The 18,117-nt window shown below is 63.0% G+C and carries 12 protein-coding genes; 2 read left to right on the top strand and 10 right to left on the bottom strand.

The features are described from left to right. Positions 1-67 precede the first annotated feature (67 nt). The 6 genes from CP49_RS05415 to CP49_RS05390 form a co-directional block, all read right to left on the bottom strand. Entirely contained in the window at positions 68-1,126 is a 1,059-nt protein-coding gene (locus tag CP49_RS05415) for a hypothetical protein (RefSeq protein ID WP_057849269.1), read from the bottom strand. 58 nt (positions 1,127-1,184) lie between these two features. Beyond that, the gene (locus CP49_RS05410) at positions 1,185-3,560 is read right to left on the bottom strand and encodes an efflux RND transporter permease subunit (RefSeq protein WP_057849268.1); all 2,376 of its coding nucleotides are present in this window, start codon (positions 3,558-3,560) and stop codon (positions 1,185-1,187) included. Between the two features lie 364 nt (positions 3,561-3,924). Next, positions 3,925-4,731, bottom strand: a complete 807-nt coding sequence (gene eutC, locus CP49_RS05405) for an ethanolamine ammonia-lyase subunit EutC (protein WP_057849267.1) — start codon at positions 4,729-4,731, stop codon at positions 3,925-3,927. A 6-nt stretch (positions 4,732-4,737) separates the two neighbouring features. After that, positions 4,738-6,324 carry a B12-binding domain-containing radical SAM protein gene (locus CP49_RS05400; RefSeq protein WP_057849266.1) on the bottom strand — a complete coding sequence of 529 codons (1,587 nt, stop codon included), beginning with the start codon at positions 6,322-6,324 and terminating at the stop codon, positions 4,738-4,740. Positions 6,325-6,480: 156 nt separating this feature from the next. Continuing rightward, the gene (locus CP49_RS05395; protein WP_057849265.1) at positions 6,481-7,866 is read right to left on the bottom strand and encodes an ethanolamine ammonia-lyase subunit EutB; all 1,386 of its coding nucleotides are present in this window, start codon (positions 7,864-7,866) and stop codon (positions 6,481-6,483) included. 125 nt (positions 7,867-7,991) lie between these two features. Beyond that, complete coding sequence (locus tag CP49_RS05390) at positions 7,992-8,591, bottom strand: hypothetical protein (RefSeq protein WP_057849264.1); 600 nt, start codon at positions 8,589-8,591, stop codon at positions 7,992-7,994. Between the two features lie 612 nt (positions 8,592-9,203). Between CP49_RS05390 and CP49_RS05385 the strand changes: the two genes are divergently transcribed. Both CP49_RS05385 and CP49_RS05380 read left to right on the top strand, forming a co-directional pair. Further along, the gene (locus CP49_RS05385; protein ID WP_057849263.1) at positions 9,204-10,910 is read left to right on the top strand and encodes a methyl-accepting chemotaxis protein; all 1,707 of its coding nucleotides are present in this window, start codon (positions 9,204-9,206) and stop codon (positions 10,908-10,910) included. A 316-nt stretch (positions 10,911-11,226) separates the two neighbouring features. Continuing rightward, a complete protein-coding gene (locus CP49_RS05380; RefSeq protein ID WP_057849262.1) occupies positions 11,227-12,186 on the top strand; it encodes an alpha/beta fold hydrolase in 960 nt (319 codons plus the stop codon). Between the two features lie 92 nt (positions 12,187-12,278). Here CP49_RS05380 and CP49_RS05375 read toward each other — a convergent pair whose 3' ends face one another. The 4 genes from CP49_RS05375 to CP49_RS05360 form a co-directional block, all read right to left on the bottom strand. Beyond that, a complete protein-coding gene (locus tag CP49_RS05375; RefSeq protein WP_057849261.1) occupies positions 12,279-13,979 on the bottom strand; it encodes a methyl-accepting chemotaxis protein in 1,701 nt (566 codons plus the stop codon). A gap of 54 nt (positions 13,980-14,033) precedes the next feature. Then, complete coding sequence (locus CP49_RS05370; RefSeq protein WP_057849260.1) at positions 14,034-14,456, bottom strand: cache domain-containing protein; 423 nt, start codon at positions 14,454-14,456, stop codon at positions 14,034-14,036. Positions 14,457-14,681: 225 nt separating this feature from the next. Then, on the bottom strand, positions 14,682-15,560 hold the full coding sequence (locus CP49_RS05365; RefSeq protein ID WP_057849259.1) for a transglutaminase family protein: 879 nt from the start codon (positions 15,558-15,560) through the stop codon (positions 14,682-14,684). Beyond that, positions 15,557-18,067 (bottom strand): circularly permuted type 2 ATP-grasp protein, encoded by a 2,511-nt coding sequence (locus CP49_RS05360; protein WP_057849258.1) that lies wholly within the window; start codon positions 18,065-18,067, stop codon positions 15,557-15,559. The genes CP49_RS05365 and CP49_RS05360 overlap by 4 nt, the downstream gene beginning before the upstream one ends. Positions 18,068-18,117 lie beyond the last annotated feature (50 nt).

Here is an 18,117-nt window from a genome sequence, read left to right as displayed (position 1 = left end):
GCCCTTCGAAACAGCATGAAACGGCAGCGCCCGGCGCTGCCGTTTTCATTTGGCGACCTAAGCTGGATCAGCCGAATTTCCAGCCCCAATGCGCGTCGCCGCGGTCGCGACGTTCCGTCACCTCGATGCGCATGAAGCGATCATGCGCGAGCGCTGCCCCCACCCATAATTCGTTCCAGGCGTCGAACACCGCGGGCGACAGCGCTTCATGTTCCGCCATCAGGCGCCACGAGCTCTGACGTACCGTCGCGCCTGAACCTTCTATCTGTAGCTCCGCATCATCATCCTGCCCCCTCGCCAGCCGGGCGAAGGCTTTGGCGAAACCCGCCGCTCCCGCTTCGACGCCACCCAACAGCGCAGCGACTTCGTCGAAGGTGTGCATCCCGACGAGCCGCGCCGCAGCGCCCGCGAGATGGCCGCCCTCTTCCGGGCCGAGCATCCTGATCGTTTCCGGCACGATCGAGGTGACGTACTCCATCGCATAATTGCGCAGCACCTTCTGCAGCCGCTCCTCCGGCCATGTCGTCGCCGGCAGCCGCGGCGCGAGATCGGCCCGGAACGGCGGACAGCGCTCGCCGGGCGAAAACTGCAGCCGCTCCTCGGGCGCGAGGTCGCGATCCCACTCCTTGTAGTACCCCTCCAGCCCCGGCTGGCCATCGACAGTCTGCCCCGTGCAGACGAAGCCGAGCCGGGGATTGCCGAGCACCACGCCGTTGTTGGCGTGCCATCCGCGCAGCATCGCCCGCGATACTTCGGAGGGGATTCCGCAAATCGCGGTGCCGGACCAGATCCAGCGCGGCGGCGGATAACGCACCCAGGCCTTGCTGTCGCTCTCGTAGATGTACTCGACCTTCACGCCGCCGACCTGATTCGAGAGATAGTGATACTGGGCGCACGCGACCGCATGCGGAAGCCGATCGAGGCCGAGCTTCTTCAATCCGGGAAGGAAGCGGGCCAGTTGCTGCCGCCGGAAAGTGCGGAACACCACCTCGGCCGCGCGCGGCGCACCGGCCCGTGAGGCCAGCATCAGGATCAGGCCAGTGAGGTAGGAATGATAGATGTGTTCGACCGCGCGATAGGCGGCAGCATCCGCCACAGGGCGAGCAGCTAATCCCGCAGACGTCATTCCTCAGCCTCTCATCGGCAAGCCGTTGACCGCAGCCCGTGTTTAGTCGGCAGGCTCGTTATTCCGCCGGCTTGGCGTGGCTGACGCCGCGAATCTTTTCCGACAAATTGATCAGGAACATCGAGGTTGGCCGCAGGATGAAGAGGTCCGCAACCAGAGCCGCAATCATCGAGAACGCGCTGAGCCAGCCGAACAGCCGCAGCGACGGCAGGTCGGAGAACACGGTGACGACGAGGCCGCAGGCCAGCACCACCGTGGTCAGAATCAGCGCCGGACCGACCAGCACGGTGGCACGCTCGACCGCCAGCGCCGAGCCGACACCCGGCTTGCTCTCCAGCCGCAACCGGTTGAGGAAGTGGATAGTGGCGCTTAGCCCCAGGCCGAACGACACCGTCAGCGCGACCACGCTGGCGAATTGCAGCCCCTCGCCCATTATCCACAGCACCGTGCCGGACGCTACCACCGGGAAAATGCCGGGCAGAATGCAGGAGAACATCACCACGACCGAGCGGAATGCGAGGCCGATGAAGATCGCAACTATGAGGAACTCGATCGTCAGGCCGTGATTGAGTTTCTCGATCATGTTGGCGCTGTTGCGCGCGGCGATCGCCGACAGGCCGGTGACGGCGATTTCGAAGCCTGGATGCTCGGCCCGTACCTTGTCGAGCGCCTTGTCGAGCTTGTCGACGACGGGAAGGATCTCGCTCGAATCGAGATCGGGAACGCGGCCCGACACCACCACGGCATCCTGATCGGCCGAGATGAAGCGGCGGACCAGATGTTCGGGGATGACGCTGACATATTCCTTCAGCGTTGCGACATCACTGCTGCCGGCTTTCTCGGCGAGCCAACGGCGCAGGGTTTCAAGCGACCAGACGTTGCCGACACCGGCCGATTTCTCGACCATGGAGTGAACGTCGGCGATCGCCTTCAACGTATCCGGCGCGTAGAGCGAGGCGCCCTTGGGGAATTCGATCAGCACGTCGATCGGATTGGCGCCGGTGAGCTTGGCGTCGAGACGGCTCGATGCCGCAACCGCCTGCCGCTTGTCCGGTACCTGATCGGCAAGGCGATAGCGCGGCTCCAGGGTGGCGTAGATGAAGCCGAGGCCGGCGACGAGCAGCAACGCGAGCAGGCTGAACAGCCCGGGGCGGCCGACCATGCGCACCGCGATCCAGTAACAGAAATTGCGCAGCGCCTGCACGCCGGCGTCGGCGCTCTGGAATTTGACTGCGAAAATCTTCTCGTTGCGGACGAACAGCACGCCGAACACCGGCACCAGCGACAGCACGGCCACCAGCGCAATGATGGTGGCGGCAAGTCCGGCCTCGCCGAACTTGCGGATCAGTTCGGAATCGGAGAATTGCAGGGCGATGAAGGATATGCCGGCAGTGCCGTGGGTCAGCACGCAGGCCGGGCCAACCACCAGCACGGCGTTGGTGAAGGCGGTCAATTTGTCCTGGCCCGCGATCAGGCGGTCGCGCGCCGCGAACGTTAGCTGCATCGAGTCCGAGAAGCTGATCACCATGATGAGCGGCGTCATCACGTTCAGGAACATGTTGAGATTGAAACCGGCCCAGCCGAGGCTGCCGAGCGCCAGCAGGATCGCGATGATCGGCGGAAAGGCCGCGACCACCATGAACGATATCTTGCGGAAGAAGATGATCGCGATGATGCAGCCGGCAAGAATGCCGAGGACGTTATAGGTCAGCCCGTCGCGCTTGACCGCGTTGCGGATCTCGAGCTGCATGACGGGAACGCCGGAAAGCTGGGCGTTGAGACCACTGCCGGCGAGATCCTCGGCCATGATCTTCCGCATTTCGCCGACTACCGTGCCGAGTTCGTTGGACGAAACGACCTTCGGCTCCAGCGACAGCACGATCAGCGCCAGCGTGCCGTCCTCCGACAACAGCTTGCCGCGAATGATTTCGTTCGATTTGACGGTCTCGGCGAACTTGTCGTAGGCGGCGCCTTGCGGCAGTTCGGGCGGGAACAGCGCGGCCGGCAACTTGCCGGGCTCCGGCGCCTGACGCGCCGAAAACAGCGAGACCAGACCGCGCACGCCCTCGATCAGTTGCAGGTCGGTGACCATGTCGCGGATCTTTTCGAGGTTCTCGCGGGCCAGCAGCGTCTTGCCCTCGACCACGACCAGCACGTCGAATTCGGTCGCCGGGAAGCGCTTGGTCACAGCCTCATATTGCTTGTAGTCCTTGGAATCGGAGCGGAACAACTGGCTCAGCGAGTCATCGATCTTGATCCGCTCGATACCGAAGAGCGCAGCCACGATCAGCGCGGCGAGAATGATCATGGACACGATCGGCGCCTTGACGGCGATCAGGCCCATGCGCTCGAGCCCGAAGGCGATGCTCTTGCCCGGCGGCGGCTCCTCGATGGCTTCGACGTGGACGTGACTTTCGGAGTTCTTGTCGAGCATACCCTGTCCAGTTCTCACGTCGGCCTGTATGTGCAGCTTGGTTTATTTATGCAGCTTGGTGGCGCGAATGCGGCTTTGACAGCCCTATTCGATCGGCGCTAGCCCTTGAAATCACGCGGTAAATTAACCGGCGCCGTTTTACAGGGCCGAACCCCATCCGGCAAGCATGCGCGGGCCGGCAAATCGGCACGAAGATGACGAAAATGCGCGTTAAGTCTCTGATTTGCCACACCCGCCGGGCTCCGCTTGGGCCGTTCCGGCTAAGAACGCCAATGCCAGTCGCGATGGCGCGGCGCAACCGCGTCCGGTCAATTTTTCGGGAAGCGGCCCACGCGTGAAGATCGCGCCTGAAGTCACGCGGCGCTCAGTCCTTTTTCTTCTCCGCTTCCGTCCCGGCGCGGAGCGCTGACCGGGCGGAGATGAGCGCGGCTCCGCTTTCGTCTTTCAGCGCCACGCCGGTGATTTGGCGCGCGATGCCTTCACGCACCAGCCAGGCGATCTTGAAGGCGGCTTCGTCGTAGCTCAGGCCTGCACCGTGGATGTTGGACACGCAATTGCGCTTCTCATCGGTGAGGCCGATCCGCGGCGCAAAGGTCAGATAGGCGCCGAGGCTGTCGGGCGCCGACAGGCCGGGCCGCTCGCCAATCAGCATCACCACCAGCCGCGCGCCGAGCACATCGCCGATCTCGTCGCCGAGCGCCACACGCGCGCCCGATGCGACCACGACATGGCCGAGCCTAACTCCAGCCTCCGTCAGGCGGGGCGCAAGATGGCGAACCAGTTCGACGGCGTGACCATTGACGGCCGCCGGCGACAGTCCGTCGCCGACCACGATCACAACTTCGCTCGCGCCGCCGTTTCGCTTCTCCAGCGCGCGCCGCGAATCCGGGTCTAACATGCGTCCGAGATCGGGACGGCGCAGATAGTCGCCGCGATTGCGCGCCTGACTGGAGACTTCGCCGACCTGAAGGCCGAGGCCGGCCAATTCGCCAACCAGGCGCTGAGCATCGAAAGCAGCATGCACAGCATCGCGCGCGCGGGCGTGGTCGAGCGTGAAGGCGAGAAGCGCGTCGGTCGGCATGCTCGCGCCGGAGCGGCCGAGCCCGACGCGCGCCGGCGTCAGTTCCCGCAGGGCTTCGAGCGGGCGGGACGGCGGCGCCGGCGTTTTCATGGCTCGCTACTCGGCAGGGACCGAGGCCTCGCGCAGCCGGATCGAATAATTCGACGCGTTCTGCCGGCCGCTCGTGGCAGCGCGCGCGAATTCGATCAGGTGATGCGCAATCGTCGCCGAGCCAATCAAGCCTTCGATATCGCCGCAACGGAGCCGTCCCAGCGCGAACTTCCAGAACACTTTTCTGTAGTCGCCGAGCACGCCGACCTTCCAGAAGATGTTCCGGAGCATGATCAGCGCGCGCTTGATATTGGCCCAGCTCTTCTGCTCGGGCGCCACCGGCACCTTGATCCGCTGCGCATAGGTGTAGTCGCATTGATACTGGTAGCGCGCGTACAGCTTTTCCGGCTGATAGGCGACTTCCATGCACCTGCGCCAGGAATCGACCACCTGCTCATAGGGCAGCAGGAACTCTACATTGGAGTCACGACTGTCGTCGTGATTGAGCCGGCCCTCGCGCTCCAGCCGGTCCCACAGCGGCGTCTTCGGCAGCGCCTGCAGCAGATTGATCGTGAGCAGTGGAATCCGCGATTCATCGACGAATTCGAGCAGCGCATCCGCGGTGCCGGGCTTGTCGGTATCAAGCCCCATGATGATGCCAGAGACGACTTCCATGCCATAGGAGTTGATGGTGTGAATGCCTTCCTGGATCGGGACCATCATGTTGTGGTCCTTGTGCATCGCGTGCAGCGCGTCGGGATCGGGCGTCTCGATGCCGCAGAACACGGTCACGAACATCGCCTCGCGCATCAGGGCCAGGATTTCGGGGCGCTTGGCTATGTTGAGCGTCGCCTCGCAGGCGAGCCGCGTGACGTAGCCGGTTCGCTTCTGCCACTCGACGAGGTGCGGCAGCAAATCGAGCGTCGCTTTCCGGTTGCCGATGAAATTGTCGTCAACAAAATAGATCGTGTCGGTCATGCCGCATTCGCGCAACCTGTCCAGTTCGGCGACGATCTGCTGCGGGGTCTTCAGGCGCGGGTTGCGGCCATAGAGGCCGGGGATGTCGCAGAATTCGCACTGATAGGGACAGCCGCTCGAATACTGGATGCTGCCGAGCAGATATTTCTTCACTTCGGCCAGCTCGTAGGCCGGGATCGGAAAGTCGCTCATGGCAATGCGGTCGTTGGTTTTCAGCACGACCTGTTGCGCCGGCCGCGATGGATCGCGCGCCAGCCGCGCGATCAACTCGTCGGTGGCGTCGCCGAGTTCGCCGACATGCAGATAGTCGAACGAGGGATAGTAATCCGGGCACGCGCTCACCGAAGGCCCGCCGATCGCCACCGCGAGGTTGAAGGCGTGCGCGCGGCGGCAGATGTCGTTCATCTGCTGGCGCTGGATGTGCATGCCGCTCACGAACACCGCCTCCGCCCATTCGAAATCTTCCTTGGTGGCGGGGCGAATGTTCTCGTCGATAAAGCGAACCGGCCAGTCCGCCGGGAGATAGGCCGCGATAAGCAACAGGCCCTGCGGCGGCATGAAGGCCTGAACGCCGGCGGTCAGGGGATAGGCGTATTCGAATGTACCAAAAGAGGAGGTATAGCGCGGAAAGACGCACAGGATACGCCGTACCGTTCCGATGCCTTCAGCTCTCATCAAAATTCCTCAAGGCTGACATGAATTTAAGCACGACATTGAAAGCTGGGCCAGAAATTCTTCAACATTGTGACAGTCAGTTCTAACTCGTTGTGGGTCCTAACTCATTGTGGGTTCAATTGGTTGCAGGAAATCTTCTGGCCCTCAGGCCGGCGTTCAGGCGATCAGCCGCGAGGCAAATTCGGGCAGCAGCAGCCCCGCACTGCCCGCAAGCCGGAAATCGGCACCCGCAAGGCCGGTGCGCACCAACCAGTCGTCGAACTCCGGCGCCCGCTTCAACCCGAAGAGGTCCCGGACGTAGAGCGCGTCGTGGAACGAGGTCGACTGGTAGTTCAGCATGACATCGTCGGCGCCCGGCACCCCCATGATGAAGGTGACGCCGGCGGCGGCGAGCAGCGTCAGCAGATTGTCCATGTCGTCCTGGTCGGCCTCGGCATGGTTGGTGTAGCAGACGTCGACACCGAGCGGCAGGCCGAGCAGCTTGCCGCAGAAATGATCCTCCAGGCCGGCGCGGATGATTTCCTTGCCGTCATAGAGATATTCCGGACCGATGAAGCCGACCACGCTGTTGACCAGAAGCGGATCAAACGCGCGCGCTACCGCATAGGCCCGCGCCTCGCAGGTTTGCTGATCGACGTTGTGATGGGCATTGGCCGAGAGCGCCGAGCCCTGCCCGGTCTCGAAATACATCACGTTGTCGCCGACCGTGCCGCGGCGAAGCGACAGCCCCGCCTCGCGCGCCTCGCGGAGCACCGCGAGATCGACACCAAAGCTGCGGTTGGCAGCCTGCGTTCCCGCGATCGACTGGAATACCAGATCGACCGGAGCGCCCTGCCCGATCAATCCGAGCGTCGTAGTCACATGGGTGAGCACGCAGGCCTGCGTCGGGATCTGCAGTCGCGAGATGATGCCGTCGAGCAGGCGCAACAACTCGCCAATGATAGCCGGATCGTCGCTGGCAGGGTTGATGCCGATGCAGGCATCGCCCGATCCAAGCAGGATGCCATCGAGGATCGAAGCGGTAATGCCCTTGGCGTCGTCGAAGGGATGGTTGGGTTGCAGCCGCACGCTCATCCGCCCCTTCAGGCCGATAGTGTTGCGAAAAGCCGAAGTCACGGCGCATTTTTTGGCGACCAGGATCAGATCCTGGTTGCGCATCAGCTTCGAAACGCCGGCGGCCATTTCCGGCGTGATCCCGCGCGAAACCTTATTGAGCGTTTCGCTGGTTGCCGCGTCGGACAACAGCCAGTCGCGAAAGCCGCCGACGGTCAGCGAGGAAATCGGCGCAAAGGCCTGCGCCTCATGGGTATCGAGGATCAGCCGGGTGACCTCGTCGTCCTCGTAGGGGATCACCGCCTCGTTGAGGAATTGCTTGAGCGGCACGTTAGCCAGCGCCATCCGCGCCGCGATCATCTGTTCCGCGCTTTCGGCCGCGACGCCGCCAAGACGATCCCCGGACCGCGGCGGCGTCGCCTTGGCGAGCAGCTCGCGCAAATCGTCGAACGCATAGGAGGTTGCACCGATGACCTGGCGATAGACCATGCTGACTTTCCTGCGCCCGTACCTGCTCCGTTGCCGCGCTACCCTATCACCACGCGCGCGACAGTGTGGAAGACGAGTCGATCCGATTTTCCGAGTGCGGCATGGCCGCAGCCACCCGCCTCCGGCTAGTTCAGCGTGCCGTAATAGCGACCGAAAAAGCTTATCTCATAAGCGAGCCCGGCGAACACGAACAGCACATGGAACCGCAGATTACGCGTTGTCGCGGCCACCGCGCACAGCAATATGAATACGCCAACCCGCGGGAGATACTCGAGTCCCAGCGATCGCAGATGGTCTTCGCCCTTTATCAAGGTGTCGACCACATCGAGCGCTTCTGTCAGCGCCACAAAGCCAAAGAACCAGCGGCGGCGGGAAAGAAAGTAGTCCTGATAACCCTTATATTCATCGAGGTCCTGAGGGAAAAGCAGAGCGCTCAGGAAATAGTACATCGATGCGTAAACGCAGACGAAGGCGTACAGGACAAACGTCCAGTGCTGGACGAAGCTCAGCCGAAACTCCCACCACCAGAACGTGACCACGTTCACGAGCGCCCAGGCGACCCAGCCCAGATGAACTGACCAGATCGGGTAGCGGCCGGGATGCTGGATCAATGCCGCAACGCCGCTTACCAAGCGCGTGACGCTGAGCCCAAGGATGATGGCAACCAGCACACGAATGTGAAGGTAGAGATCGACATTGCCCGGCAAGGCGGCACTTTGAGCCATTAAGTCCCCGTTCTCACCCACAATCGAAGTGGCGCGTCGCCTTGTGGCAACAGGCGTCGCGTGATGAATCGAGCGATGGCTTAAGGGTTGCGCGCTTGCCGCCCCGACAAGACGAGTTCGACCAGTTTCCGTCGCCGTGTCCGCTGTCTAGCTTGATTCGTGCGACAGGTGTTTGCCCGATGCGGACCACTTTTCGGAAACACGTGCCCGCTTGCGGCAATGGGTACGGCCCTTCCATTGGTGGCGTTACCGTCTCGGATCGAGGACCGCACCCGTAGGATTGGACGGGTTGCGCCGTCATGAGTGGCCTCGTCTTGGCGGCGGCCGCGGAACTCCCGGCGCCGGCCGCCAACGGCCACCTCCAATTGCACCGGTATATCAGAGCCCGTTTCGGTCGTGCAGAAATGCCAAATTTTCCCGGCAACGGGACGTGCATCAATGATACAACATATTGAATTTCCTATATAATTTTTCAACTGTTGCAGAATTTATAGTTTCTCGAATTAAGAATATGTCCATCAAAATTTAGCACAATTTGCAGATAGCCGACTGCGCTCACCATCCGCTGTGGAGCGCCGGTTGTAGAATCCCTAGCTCATTTTTGGTGGCACCATGGCATCCCGGTTTTCGCTTGCAGCCAAGTTGTACTCGATCTTCGCTCTGTTCGCGGTTCTGGTTGCCGCCATCACCGCCTTGTCCGATTACAACACCCGTCAGAATGCCGAACTCACCGAAGCGGTCTCGACTGCCAGCCACGCCGCGCTCAACGTCGAGCGCATCAATTCGCTGGTCTATGCCGTCGTGATGGAATCGCGCGGCGTCTACATGTCGACCGAGCCTGCCGTCGTGAAGAAATTCGGCGACGGGCTGCTCAAGTTCAACGAACGCATTCTCGAGGTCGTCAAGAACTGGGAGAGACTGGTCCAGGCTGACGACGCCCAGCAGTTCGCCACCTTCAAGAAGCGCATCGAACAGTTCGTCGACTTCCGCAAGGAGCTGGTTCGCCGAGGGGTCGAGATCAATGCGGCGGCAGGCCGCGAATGGGGTGACAACGACGCCAACCGCCAAGTACGCACGGCGCTGAACAAGGATCTCGAGGCCCTGTCCAAGGTCTACGCCGAACGCAGCAAGAGGCTGGCGCAGCAGACCGACACCAATCACACGATGGCCTTTGTGTTGACCTGCCTCGGCGTCATAGCGCTGGCGGTGGTCGTTATCGGCGTGCTGATCATCGCCCGTTCGATCGCCCTCCCGCTCTCGGTTATCACCGCGACTATCAAGCAGGTCGCCGACGGCGCCGAAGGCGTCGAGGTTCCCCATACCGGCCGCGCCGACGAAATCGGCGCGCTGGCCCGTGCAATCAGTATCTTCCAGGAAGCGATGGACCGAAACCGCAACCTCAATTCGCAGGTGCTGGAGGACTCGAAAGCGCGCGACGAGCGCACCCGTCACATCGAAGCCTCGGTCGATGCCTTCCGCGAAGCGATCGGCGGCGTGCTGCGCGCGGTGACCGACAATGCGACCTCGATGCGCGGCACCGCCCAGACCATTGCCAGCGTCTCGTCAGATGCCAGCGGGCGCGCTGTGGCCGCCTCCAGCGCGACCGAGCAGGCTTCCAGCAACGTTTCCGCCGTCGCCAGCGCCGCCGAGGAGCTGTCTGCTTCCGTCGAGGAAATCGGCCGCCAGGTGCGCCAGTCGGCCAGCGCCGTCGAGCAGGCCGGCCAGCGCACCGAGAAATCGGTCGCCGAAATCGAGGGGCTTGCGGCTGCGACCCAGCGCATCGACGGCGTGCTCAGCCTGATCCAGGCGATCGCCGAGCAAACCAACCTTCTCGCGCTCAACGCCACGATCGAAGCCGCCCGCGCCGGTGACGCCGGCCGCGGCTTTGCCGTGGTCGCCCACGAGGTCAAGGCGCTCGCCGAGCAGACCGCCAAGGCGACCGCCGAAATCGGCCAGAACGTCGGCCTGATCCAGACGTCGACCAAAACCTCCGTCGAAGCGGTTCGCGAAATCGGCAATGCCGTGCGCGAGATCAACGAGGTGACCTCCATCATTGCCAGCGCGATCGAGCAGCAGGATGCGGCGACCCGCGAGATCTCGGTCAACGCGCAACTGGCAGCGCAGGGCAACGGCACGCTGGTCGTCAATATCGGCTCGCTCAGTGACGCCATGGGCACGACGAGCACGGCAGCGACTTCGGTCCTCACCGTATCCAGCGAACTGACGGCGACGGCCGAGACGCTGTCGCGCGAGGTCGAGAAATTCTTCCGCAACCTGCGTGCGGATTCGTCCGAACAGCCGCGGCGAACCGGCACCTAAGCGGACAGCGTTTCCGGTTCGCCGCCAGAGGTGACCAAAGGAGCCCACCAAATCGGGCTCCGCAAAGTTCGCCAAGGCTTCGGGTTGCACTGAAACCGCCGACACTCCGATCATTGACCCTCGGCATAATGCGACTGACCCCAGTGCGACATAGGCCAGTCCGGCCGCTTACCTGGGACTCCAGGAAGCCTCTTCCAGAACGGCGGTTTACGCCGGCATTCAGGGCACAGGGCCTTACGAGTCGTTCTGGTCGGATGGTGCCGCAGAGTTGAGAAGCTGGGCAATAGTGGTAGCGTGTGAAGCATACAACAGACAGATGACCGTCTTTGGAATCATAATCCTCCCATTCGTCGAAGGGCAAACCTCCAAATGCACAGACGGAGACGAGAATGTTCCGAGGCGTCTTAGGGCTGCAACATCGATACTTTTAGCGGCAACAGCTACCGCTCAAGATGTGAAGCGAATTTCCGCAAACGGCACTGAGCTTGCCTATGTCGAATTGGGGCGAGGCGATCCGGTCATATTTGTCCATGGTGGCCTGCAAGACTACCGAATGTGGGCCGGTCATCTTCCGAAATTCGCCGACCGCTATCGCGCCATCGCGTACAGTCGCCGCAACAATTTCCCGAACGAGAGCAGCCCGGAAGGGATGCCAGATGGAGCCGCGGATGCCCACGGCGAAGACCTCGCGGCCTTGGTGCGCGCGCTCGGACCATCAAAGGTTCGAGTGGTGGCGCATTCTTCTGGGGCGCACGCGGCTCTTTTTTTCGCTGCGTCGCACCCGGAAATGGTGACCAGTCTCGCTCTAAACGAACCGCCCGCGGCGGGTATGTTGGCTGGTACCTCCGATGGGGCTGATGTACTTAAGGAGTTCGGTGGCAAACTGGCCGCGGCGAGAGAAGCCATTAGGGCTGGAAATGCCGAAGTTGGTATTCCGCTTTTCGTAAATGGAGTAGGCGGCGCCGGGGCCTATGAGCGCCGTTCCGATGTCGATAAGCAAATGAATTTAGATAATTTTGCGACCTACCGGGCCGACGCGATGACGAAACGCCCGAGACCCGTCTTCACCTGCGATATGGCCAAGACCATCAATGCGCCGACGTTGCTGTCAAATGGTGAGTTGAGCCCGAAGTTCTTTCACAGGATTATCGATCAGCTCGCGATCTGCCTGCCTAACCAGGAGCGGACAACTATCGCCGGCAGTTCGCATACCGTTCCCTCCGAGAAACTGGATGCGTTCGACCAAGCCGTGCTGGCATTTTTCAGTAAGCACTAATTGTTCCTTGTGACGTCGAGGAATCGCAACAATCACTCGATCAATGATGCGCTGATGGCCGCTCCTGCACGGCGCGAACGTGGCCCTACAGCCTAAGCCGACCGCACGGTCGCGAGGAACTTGCCCACCTCGGCCTTGAGGCGCTTGTTTTCGTTGGAGAGCAATTGCGCTGACGCCAGCACTTGTGATGACGCCGTGCCGATTTCGCCGGCGCCACGGTTGACGTCGGCGATGCTGGTCGCGACCTGGGTCGAGCCCACCGCCGCCTGCTGCACGTTGCGGGCGATTTCCTGGGTCGCCGCGCCCTGTTCTTCGACGGCGGCGGCAATCGCTGCCGCGATTTCGGAAACCCTGCCGATAGTGCCGCTGATCTCCTTGATGGCGAGCACCGAATCCTGGGTCGCCGCCTGCATCCCGGCGATCTGGGTGGAAATCTCGCTGGTGGCCTTGGCGGTCTGCGTGGCGAGCGTCTTGACCTCCTGGGCAACCACCGCAAAGCCGCGGCCGGCGTCGCCGGCACGGGCGGCTTCGATAGTCGCGTTGAGCGCCAGCAAGTTGGTCTGCTCGGCAATCGTGGTGATCAATTTGGTGACGTCGCCGATACGGCTCGCGGCATCAGATAATTCCGCAATCCGGGCGTCGGTTTTTTGCGCCTGAACCACCGCTTCGTTGGCGATCCTGTTGGAGTTCGCGACTTGTCTGCCGATTTCATTGACGGAGCTGGCCATTTCCTCGGTGGCGGACGCGACCGATTGCACGTTGGTAGAGGTTTCCTCCGAAGCTGCGGCGACGACGGTGGAGAGCTCCTGGGTGGCGGCGCTGCTGTTGGTCAGGACGGCTGCAGAGTTTTCCAGCTCGGCCGACGCCGAGCCGACATTTTCGACGATATCGCCGACCGCAATCTCGAAGCTTTCGGCCAGATTGTGCAGCTCGGTGCGGCGGGCGGCTGCCAGCTCGCGGTTCTTTTCTTCGCGCTCCGCCGTCTCGCGTTCGGCCTTGGCGATCGCCTGCACCTTGAATTCCTGGATTGCATGCGCCATCTGGCCGACTTCATCGCGACGCTCGAGGCCCGGTAGCTGGACCTCGAAATTTCCGCTCGCCAGTTCGCGCATCGCCTTCGACATCGCCACAACCGGGCGGGAAATGCTTCGACCGATCAGAAACGAAACGAGGATACCGGCCAGTGCAACCGCCAGCAGGGCCGCCATCAGCGTCATCTGCTGTTGCTCGAGCTTGATTCCGGCACGGGCAATCTCCCGATCCTTGCTCTCGCTGCTATGCGTGATCAGGTCGTCCGCCAACTTTTCGATGACGGCAAAGTTGCGTTCTGCGCCCTTGATGAATATCAGCGCCGAACCGGCGTCGCCGTCGGCCATCTCGATCGCGTTTTTCGATTGCTTGAGATAGCCCGCGACAGCAGCTTTCAGCTTATCGAAAGTCTCCGGGCCGACCCCGTCCTTGATGCCTTCGACGGCCTTCAGCGCGTCGGAAATCTTGCCGGCTGCTGCGGAAGCTTCGTTGGCGACCGCAGCTACTTTCTTCTCGTCCTTTTCGTTGGCTGCGGTGGCAGCAAGACGATAGAGCTTGGCGTGCGCCGTCCACACCGTGGTGGTGAGATCGTTGGCCAGCTCCGATTGCCGCACGGGGCCGGACACCAGCGCATCGACGGCGGCCTGATTCGACCGCAACGTTTGCAACGCATGGGCGCCAAGCCCGATCAGGACGAGGATCAGGAAAGCCGGCGCGAGCTGGACCTTCCACGAAAGACCAATGTTCTTGATCCAGCCGAGCATGTCACCCCTTCAGTGCGGCGATCGCCGCACAACAACGCAAACGCTTGATCGGGGTCAGAGCTTGTAGACGCCTGCGCAGACGGCCGTGTTGTCCAGCTTCTCGCAGTACATTTCCTTCGGCTCGACCTTCTTGCTCACCGGGTTGACGAATTTGTAATCCTGCCAGAACGAGGCCTGCTTGGCGGCGAGTTCAACGCGCTCCTTGACGTAGAGCTTGCCGTCGACGTCCTGTGCATCGATCAGGTCTTTGCCGACGAATTTCTCGTTCGAGCCGTGAGCCAGCACTTTGCCGTCAAGCTGGTAGACCACGACATAGAGATCGCGATCGCGGAACTTGCTGGCCTTGTTGGTGATCTCCGGATACGCCTTTTCGACGCCCTGCTCCTTGATGAAGGCAACCGCCTGTTTGACCATGGCGACGGCTTCGTCCTTGTTCGCTCCACCGCCCGCACTGGCGGCGCCTCCGAGAACGAGCATGGCTGCCACGGCAGAAACGAACGGCTTTGTTGACCAATTGTTCACGATTGTCTCCCGGCTATGTGGGTTGGACTTGCAGACGCGGTTCCGCGCACGTCAGGATGGCGGAAAAAGAGCAAAGCTTCCGTTAAGCTGCCTATCCGTAGTGCAGCGGAGATTGGCGCGGCTTAACGCTGCGGCAGGATAACCGGTTGTTAAGAAGTGAGGCGTGGGAGGTATTCCGCCTCACTCCACCAGCAGCACGTCGACCGCAACGCTGAGCTTCTGCTTGCGCGATCCGACGATGATGCCGTCGACCGGCGAGACGTCGGAGAAGTCCCGTCCCACCGCCAGGATGACGTGGTCGTTCTCGACCAGGAGGTCGTTGGTCGGATCGAACCCGATCCAGCCGAACTCGGCGCCACACCAGAGCGAAACCCAGGCATGGCTGGCGTCGGCGCCTTGCAGACGCGGCTGGCCGGCGGGCGGAATGGTGCGAAGATAGCCGCTGACATAGGCCGCCGGCAGGCCAAGCCCGCGCAGGCCCGCAATCATCACATGGGCAAAGTCCTGGCAAACGCCGTGGCGCTTCTCGAACACTTCCCTGAGCGGCGTCGAGATTACCGTGGCCTTAGGGTCGTACCTGAAATCGTTGCGGATCCGGTGCATCAGGCTGGCGGCGCCTGAGAGGATGCCGCCGCCTGGCGGGAAGCTTGGCGCGGCATAGGCGGCGAGCGGCGCCAGCACCGGCACCAGCGAACTCGCAAAGACATATCCGACCGGCGAGGCCGGGCCGAGACTGGTGGCCTCGAAAGCCACATCGCGGATATCTTCCCATGACGGGCTCGGCGCATTGCGCGCCGGCGCCTTGCGCGACACCGAAACCCGCGAGCGGGAATCGATCCGCAAGTTGCGATGCGCGGTCTCGATCAGCACGCTCTCGGTATGGGTTCCGAAAAAATCGTGCCGCACCGTGCGCTCGGCCGGCCGCGGCCGGATCTCGACCGAGTGCGAGATCAGTTGCTGACCGTCGCCGCTCCGCGGCTCCAGCCGCAGCGAGCACCGCGCAAAACTCACCGGGCTCTCGTAAGCGTATGTCGTGACGTGACGGATATCGTAGATCACGCGAGGCCCGTGAGCTTCTCCGGGCGGCTCGCATTGGGCCCGTGCGGGAAGTAATGCAGGCCGATGGCGTCGGCCAGGTTGAGCAGATCCTGCTCCAGCGCGAACAGGCTCTTGACATCAAGCGTTGCGGCTTCGGCTGTCGTCAGCGTCGCCTGCAATGCCACCGCCAGCCGCTGCGGCCGCTCGATCAGGCCGTGCTCCTTCAGGCTCGGCAGTGCGGAGATGTGATCGTTCAGCGCGGCAACCTGAAACGCGACCGAGCGCGGATTATAAGGATCGAGCACCGCGAGATCGCGCACCGGCGCCAGCGCCGGACCGACCAGATAGCGCGAGCGATAGGTGATCTGGCAATCCACCAGCGTCAGCAGCACGTCGAGATCTTCCTCGCCGGCTTCGTCATAGGCAAACTGCCGCGCAAAGCGCACGGTGTTGATGGCGCGCTCGGCGCGGCGGCCCATATCGAGAAAGCGCCACCCGGCGGCGCGGTTCATGTTCTCCTGCGCGAGACCTGCAAGGCTCGCCAGCTCCTGCAGCGTCAGTTCGGCAGCGCTGACGATGCTGTCGTCGTCGTCGACCTGCAGAGCGAGACGCTCCACCATCTCGGTGATGATCTGCCAGGCGTCGGGTGAAAGCCGCTCGCGCAACGAGGATGCGGTCCGCTGCACCGATCGCACCAGCGACAGGGCCGAGCCGAACTTCTCCTCGCTTTGCAGCGCCTCGGCGATCACCCGCGCGGGGTTGGTCCGTGTCGCCTGCGAGGTGGCGCCCCAGGTCACCAGAATTCGCTGGATGCGCTCGACCGAATGCAGCGCGGTTGACGCTCCCTTGACCGGATCGCGCGTCGAGGTGCCGAGCGCACGGATCAGCCGCAGCGTCGCCTCGGCGCGCTCGAGGTAGCGGCCGAGCCAGAACAGATTGTCCGCGGCGCGGCTTGGCACCACGCCCGCGATCCGCCTGATCCGCACGGTGTCGGCGCCGGGCAACAGCGTGGAAGCCGATACCGCCTTGTCGGACACCACCCAGACATCCGCCGACCGCGCGCCATCGCCCATCGATACTGCGCGGGCATCGGGCTCGTCAGCGATCCGGCAGAAGCCGCCAGGCAGGATCGTCCAGCCCTGGGGCGTTGCCGCGGCAAATACCCTGAGCACAAACGGGCGCGGCGTGATCCGGCCCTGCTCCCACACCGGCGTCGTCGAGAGCCGCACCAGCTCCTGACCGACATAATCGATGCCGCGATCGGTGATCGCCTGCCTGAGCCGGTCGCGTTCGGCGGACGGCAATTCGCCTGATAGCACCGGCCCATGGCTGGAAAAGCCCGGAACGGCGCGGCCATAGGCGCCCTCGATCGCAAAATCCTCCAGCCGCGACAGCACTTCCTCGCGCGCGGATTTCTGCCCGCACCACCAGGTCGCGATGTGCGGCATGATCAAGGTCTCGCCGAGCAAACGCCGGCACAGGCTCGGCAGGAATCCGAGCAGTGCCCTCGCTTCCAATACGCCCGAGCCCGGCATGTTGGCGACCACGACGCCGTTCTTGCGCAGCACGTCGATCAGGCCGGGCACGCCGAGATGCGACGATGCATCGAGCTCGAGCGGATCGAGGAAATTGGAATCGACCCGGCGCAGCAACACGTCGAGCCGCTTCAAACCGGCGACGGTGCGGATATGGACGCGGTCGCCGCTGACGGCGAGATCGTCGCCCTCGACCAGGAGGAAGCCGAGATAGCGCGCCAGCGTTGCGTGTTCGAAATAGGTTTCGCTGAACGCGCCCGGCGTCAGCAACCCGATCCGCGGCTCATCGCGATCGGCGCTGGCGCGCAGCGAATCGCGGAACGCTTCGAAGAACGGCGCCACGCGTTCGACATTCATCGACTTGTAGAGACTGGAAAAGGCGCGCGACAGCACCAGGCGGTTTTCCAGCGCGTAGCCGGCGCCTGACGGCGCCTGGGTGCGGTCGTTGAGCACCCACCAGCGCCCATCAGGGCCGCGGCCGACATCGGCTGCATAGAAATGCAGATAGCGGTTTCCCGGCGGTTTGACGCCGCAAACCGCCCGCAGATATTCGGTGCTGCCGGCGATCGCGGCCGCAGGCACCGCGCCATCGGCGACCAGCCGGCCCTCGCCATAGAGATCGCGCAGTACCATTTCGAACAATTGGGCGCGCTGCGCGATACCCGTGGTCAGTTGCTGCCAATCGGCCTCGTCGATGATCAGCGGCAGATGGCTGAGCGGCCACAGCCGGTCGGCAGTCTCGCCGGGCGCGCGATAGGTGACGCCGGCCTCGCGCAAATGCCGGTCGGCGGAGGCGAAGCGCCGCTCAATATCAACGGGCGAAAGCGCCGCAAAGGCATCGAAGAAGCGGCTCCACGCCGCGCGGGGCGCACCGTCCTCGCCGATGTATTCGTCGGGAATGCCGGGCAGTCGCGCATAGTCGCGCATCCATTGCGCGATCCGGCGCTGGCCCGGTCGGGCCCTGCTCTCCTGGCTGCTGCCTTGGCCCGTCATTCTCGACTCCCTTGGGGCGTGCTTCTGAATAGATCAGAATCGCAGTCCCG

This window comes from Bradyrhizobium valentinum (assembly GCF_001440405.1).
In the GTDB taxonomy this organism is placed as follows: Bacteria; Pseudomonadota; Alphaproteobacteria; order Rhizobiales; family Xanthobacteraceae; genus Bradyrhizobium; species Bradyrhizobium valentinum.
Note: the sequence above shows the minus strand (reverse complement) of the source record. Positions and strands in the feature narration are given on the sequence as shown.

Bases quoted from the DNA above. Each gene is read 5' to 3' on its own strand.
- CP49_RS05370 (WP_057849260.1), bottom strand. From the start codon at position 14,456: ATGCTCGTTCTCGGAGGCGCCGCCAGTGCGGGCGGTGGAGCGAACAAG.
- CP49_RS05360 (WP_057849258.1), bottom strand. From the start codon at position 18,067: ATGACGGGCCAAGGCAGCAGCCAGGAGAGCAGGGCCCGACCGGGCCAG.
- CP49_RS05380 (WP_057849262.1), top strand. From the start codon at position 11,227: ATGACCGTCTTTGGAATCATAATCCTCCCATTCGTCGAAGGGCAAACC.
- CP49_RS05400 (WP_057849266.1), bottom strand. From the start codon at position 6,324: ATGAGAGCTGAAGGCATCGGAACGGTACGGCGTATCCTGTGCGTCTTT.
- CP49_RS05385 (WP_057849263.1), top strand. From the start codon at position 9,204: ATGGCATCCCGGTTTTCGCTTGCAGCCAAGTTGTACTCGATCTTCGCT.
- CP49_RS05410 (WP_057849268.1), bottom strand. From the start codon at position 3,560: ATGCTCGACAAGAACTCCGAAAGTCACGTCCACGTCGAAGCCATCGAG.
- CP49_RS05390 (WP_057849264.1), bottom strand. From the start codon at position 8,591: ATGGCTCAAAGTGCCGCCTTGCCGGGCAATGTCGATCTCTACCTTCAC.
- CP49_RS05415 (WP_057849269.1), bottom strand. From the start codon at position 1,126: ATGACGTCTGCGGGATTAGCTGCTCGCCCTGTGGCGGATGCTGCCGCC.
- CP49_RS05395 (WP_057849265.1), bottom strand. From the start codon at position 7,866: ATGGTCTATCGCCAGGTCATCGGTGCAACCTCCTATGCGTTCGACGAT.
- eutC (WP_057849267.1), bottom strand. From the start codon at position 4,731: ATGAAAACGCCGGCGCCGCCGTCCCGCCCGCTCGAAGCCCTGCGGGAA.
- CP49_RS05375 (WP_057849261.1), bottom strand. From the start codon at position 13,979: ATGCTCGGCTGGATCAAGAACATTGGTCTTTCGTGGAAGGTCCAGCTC.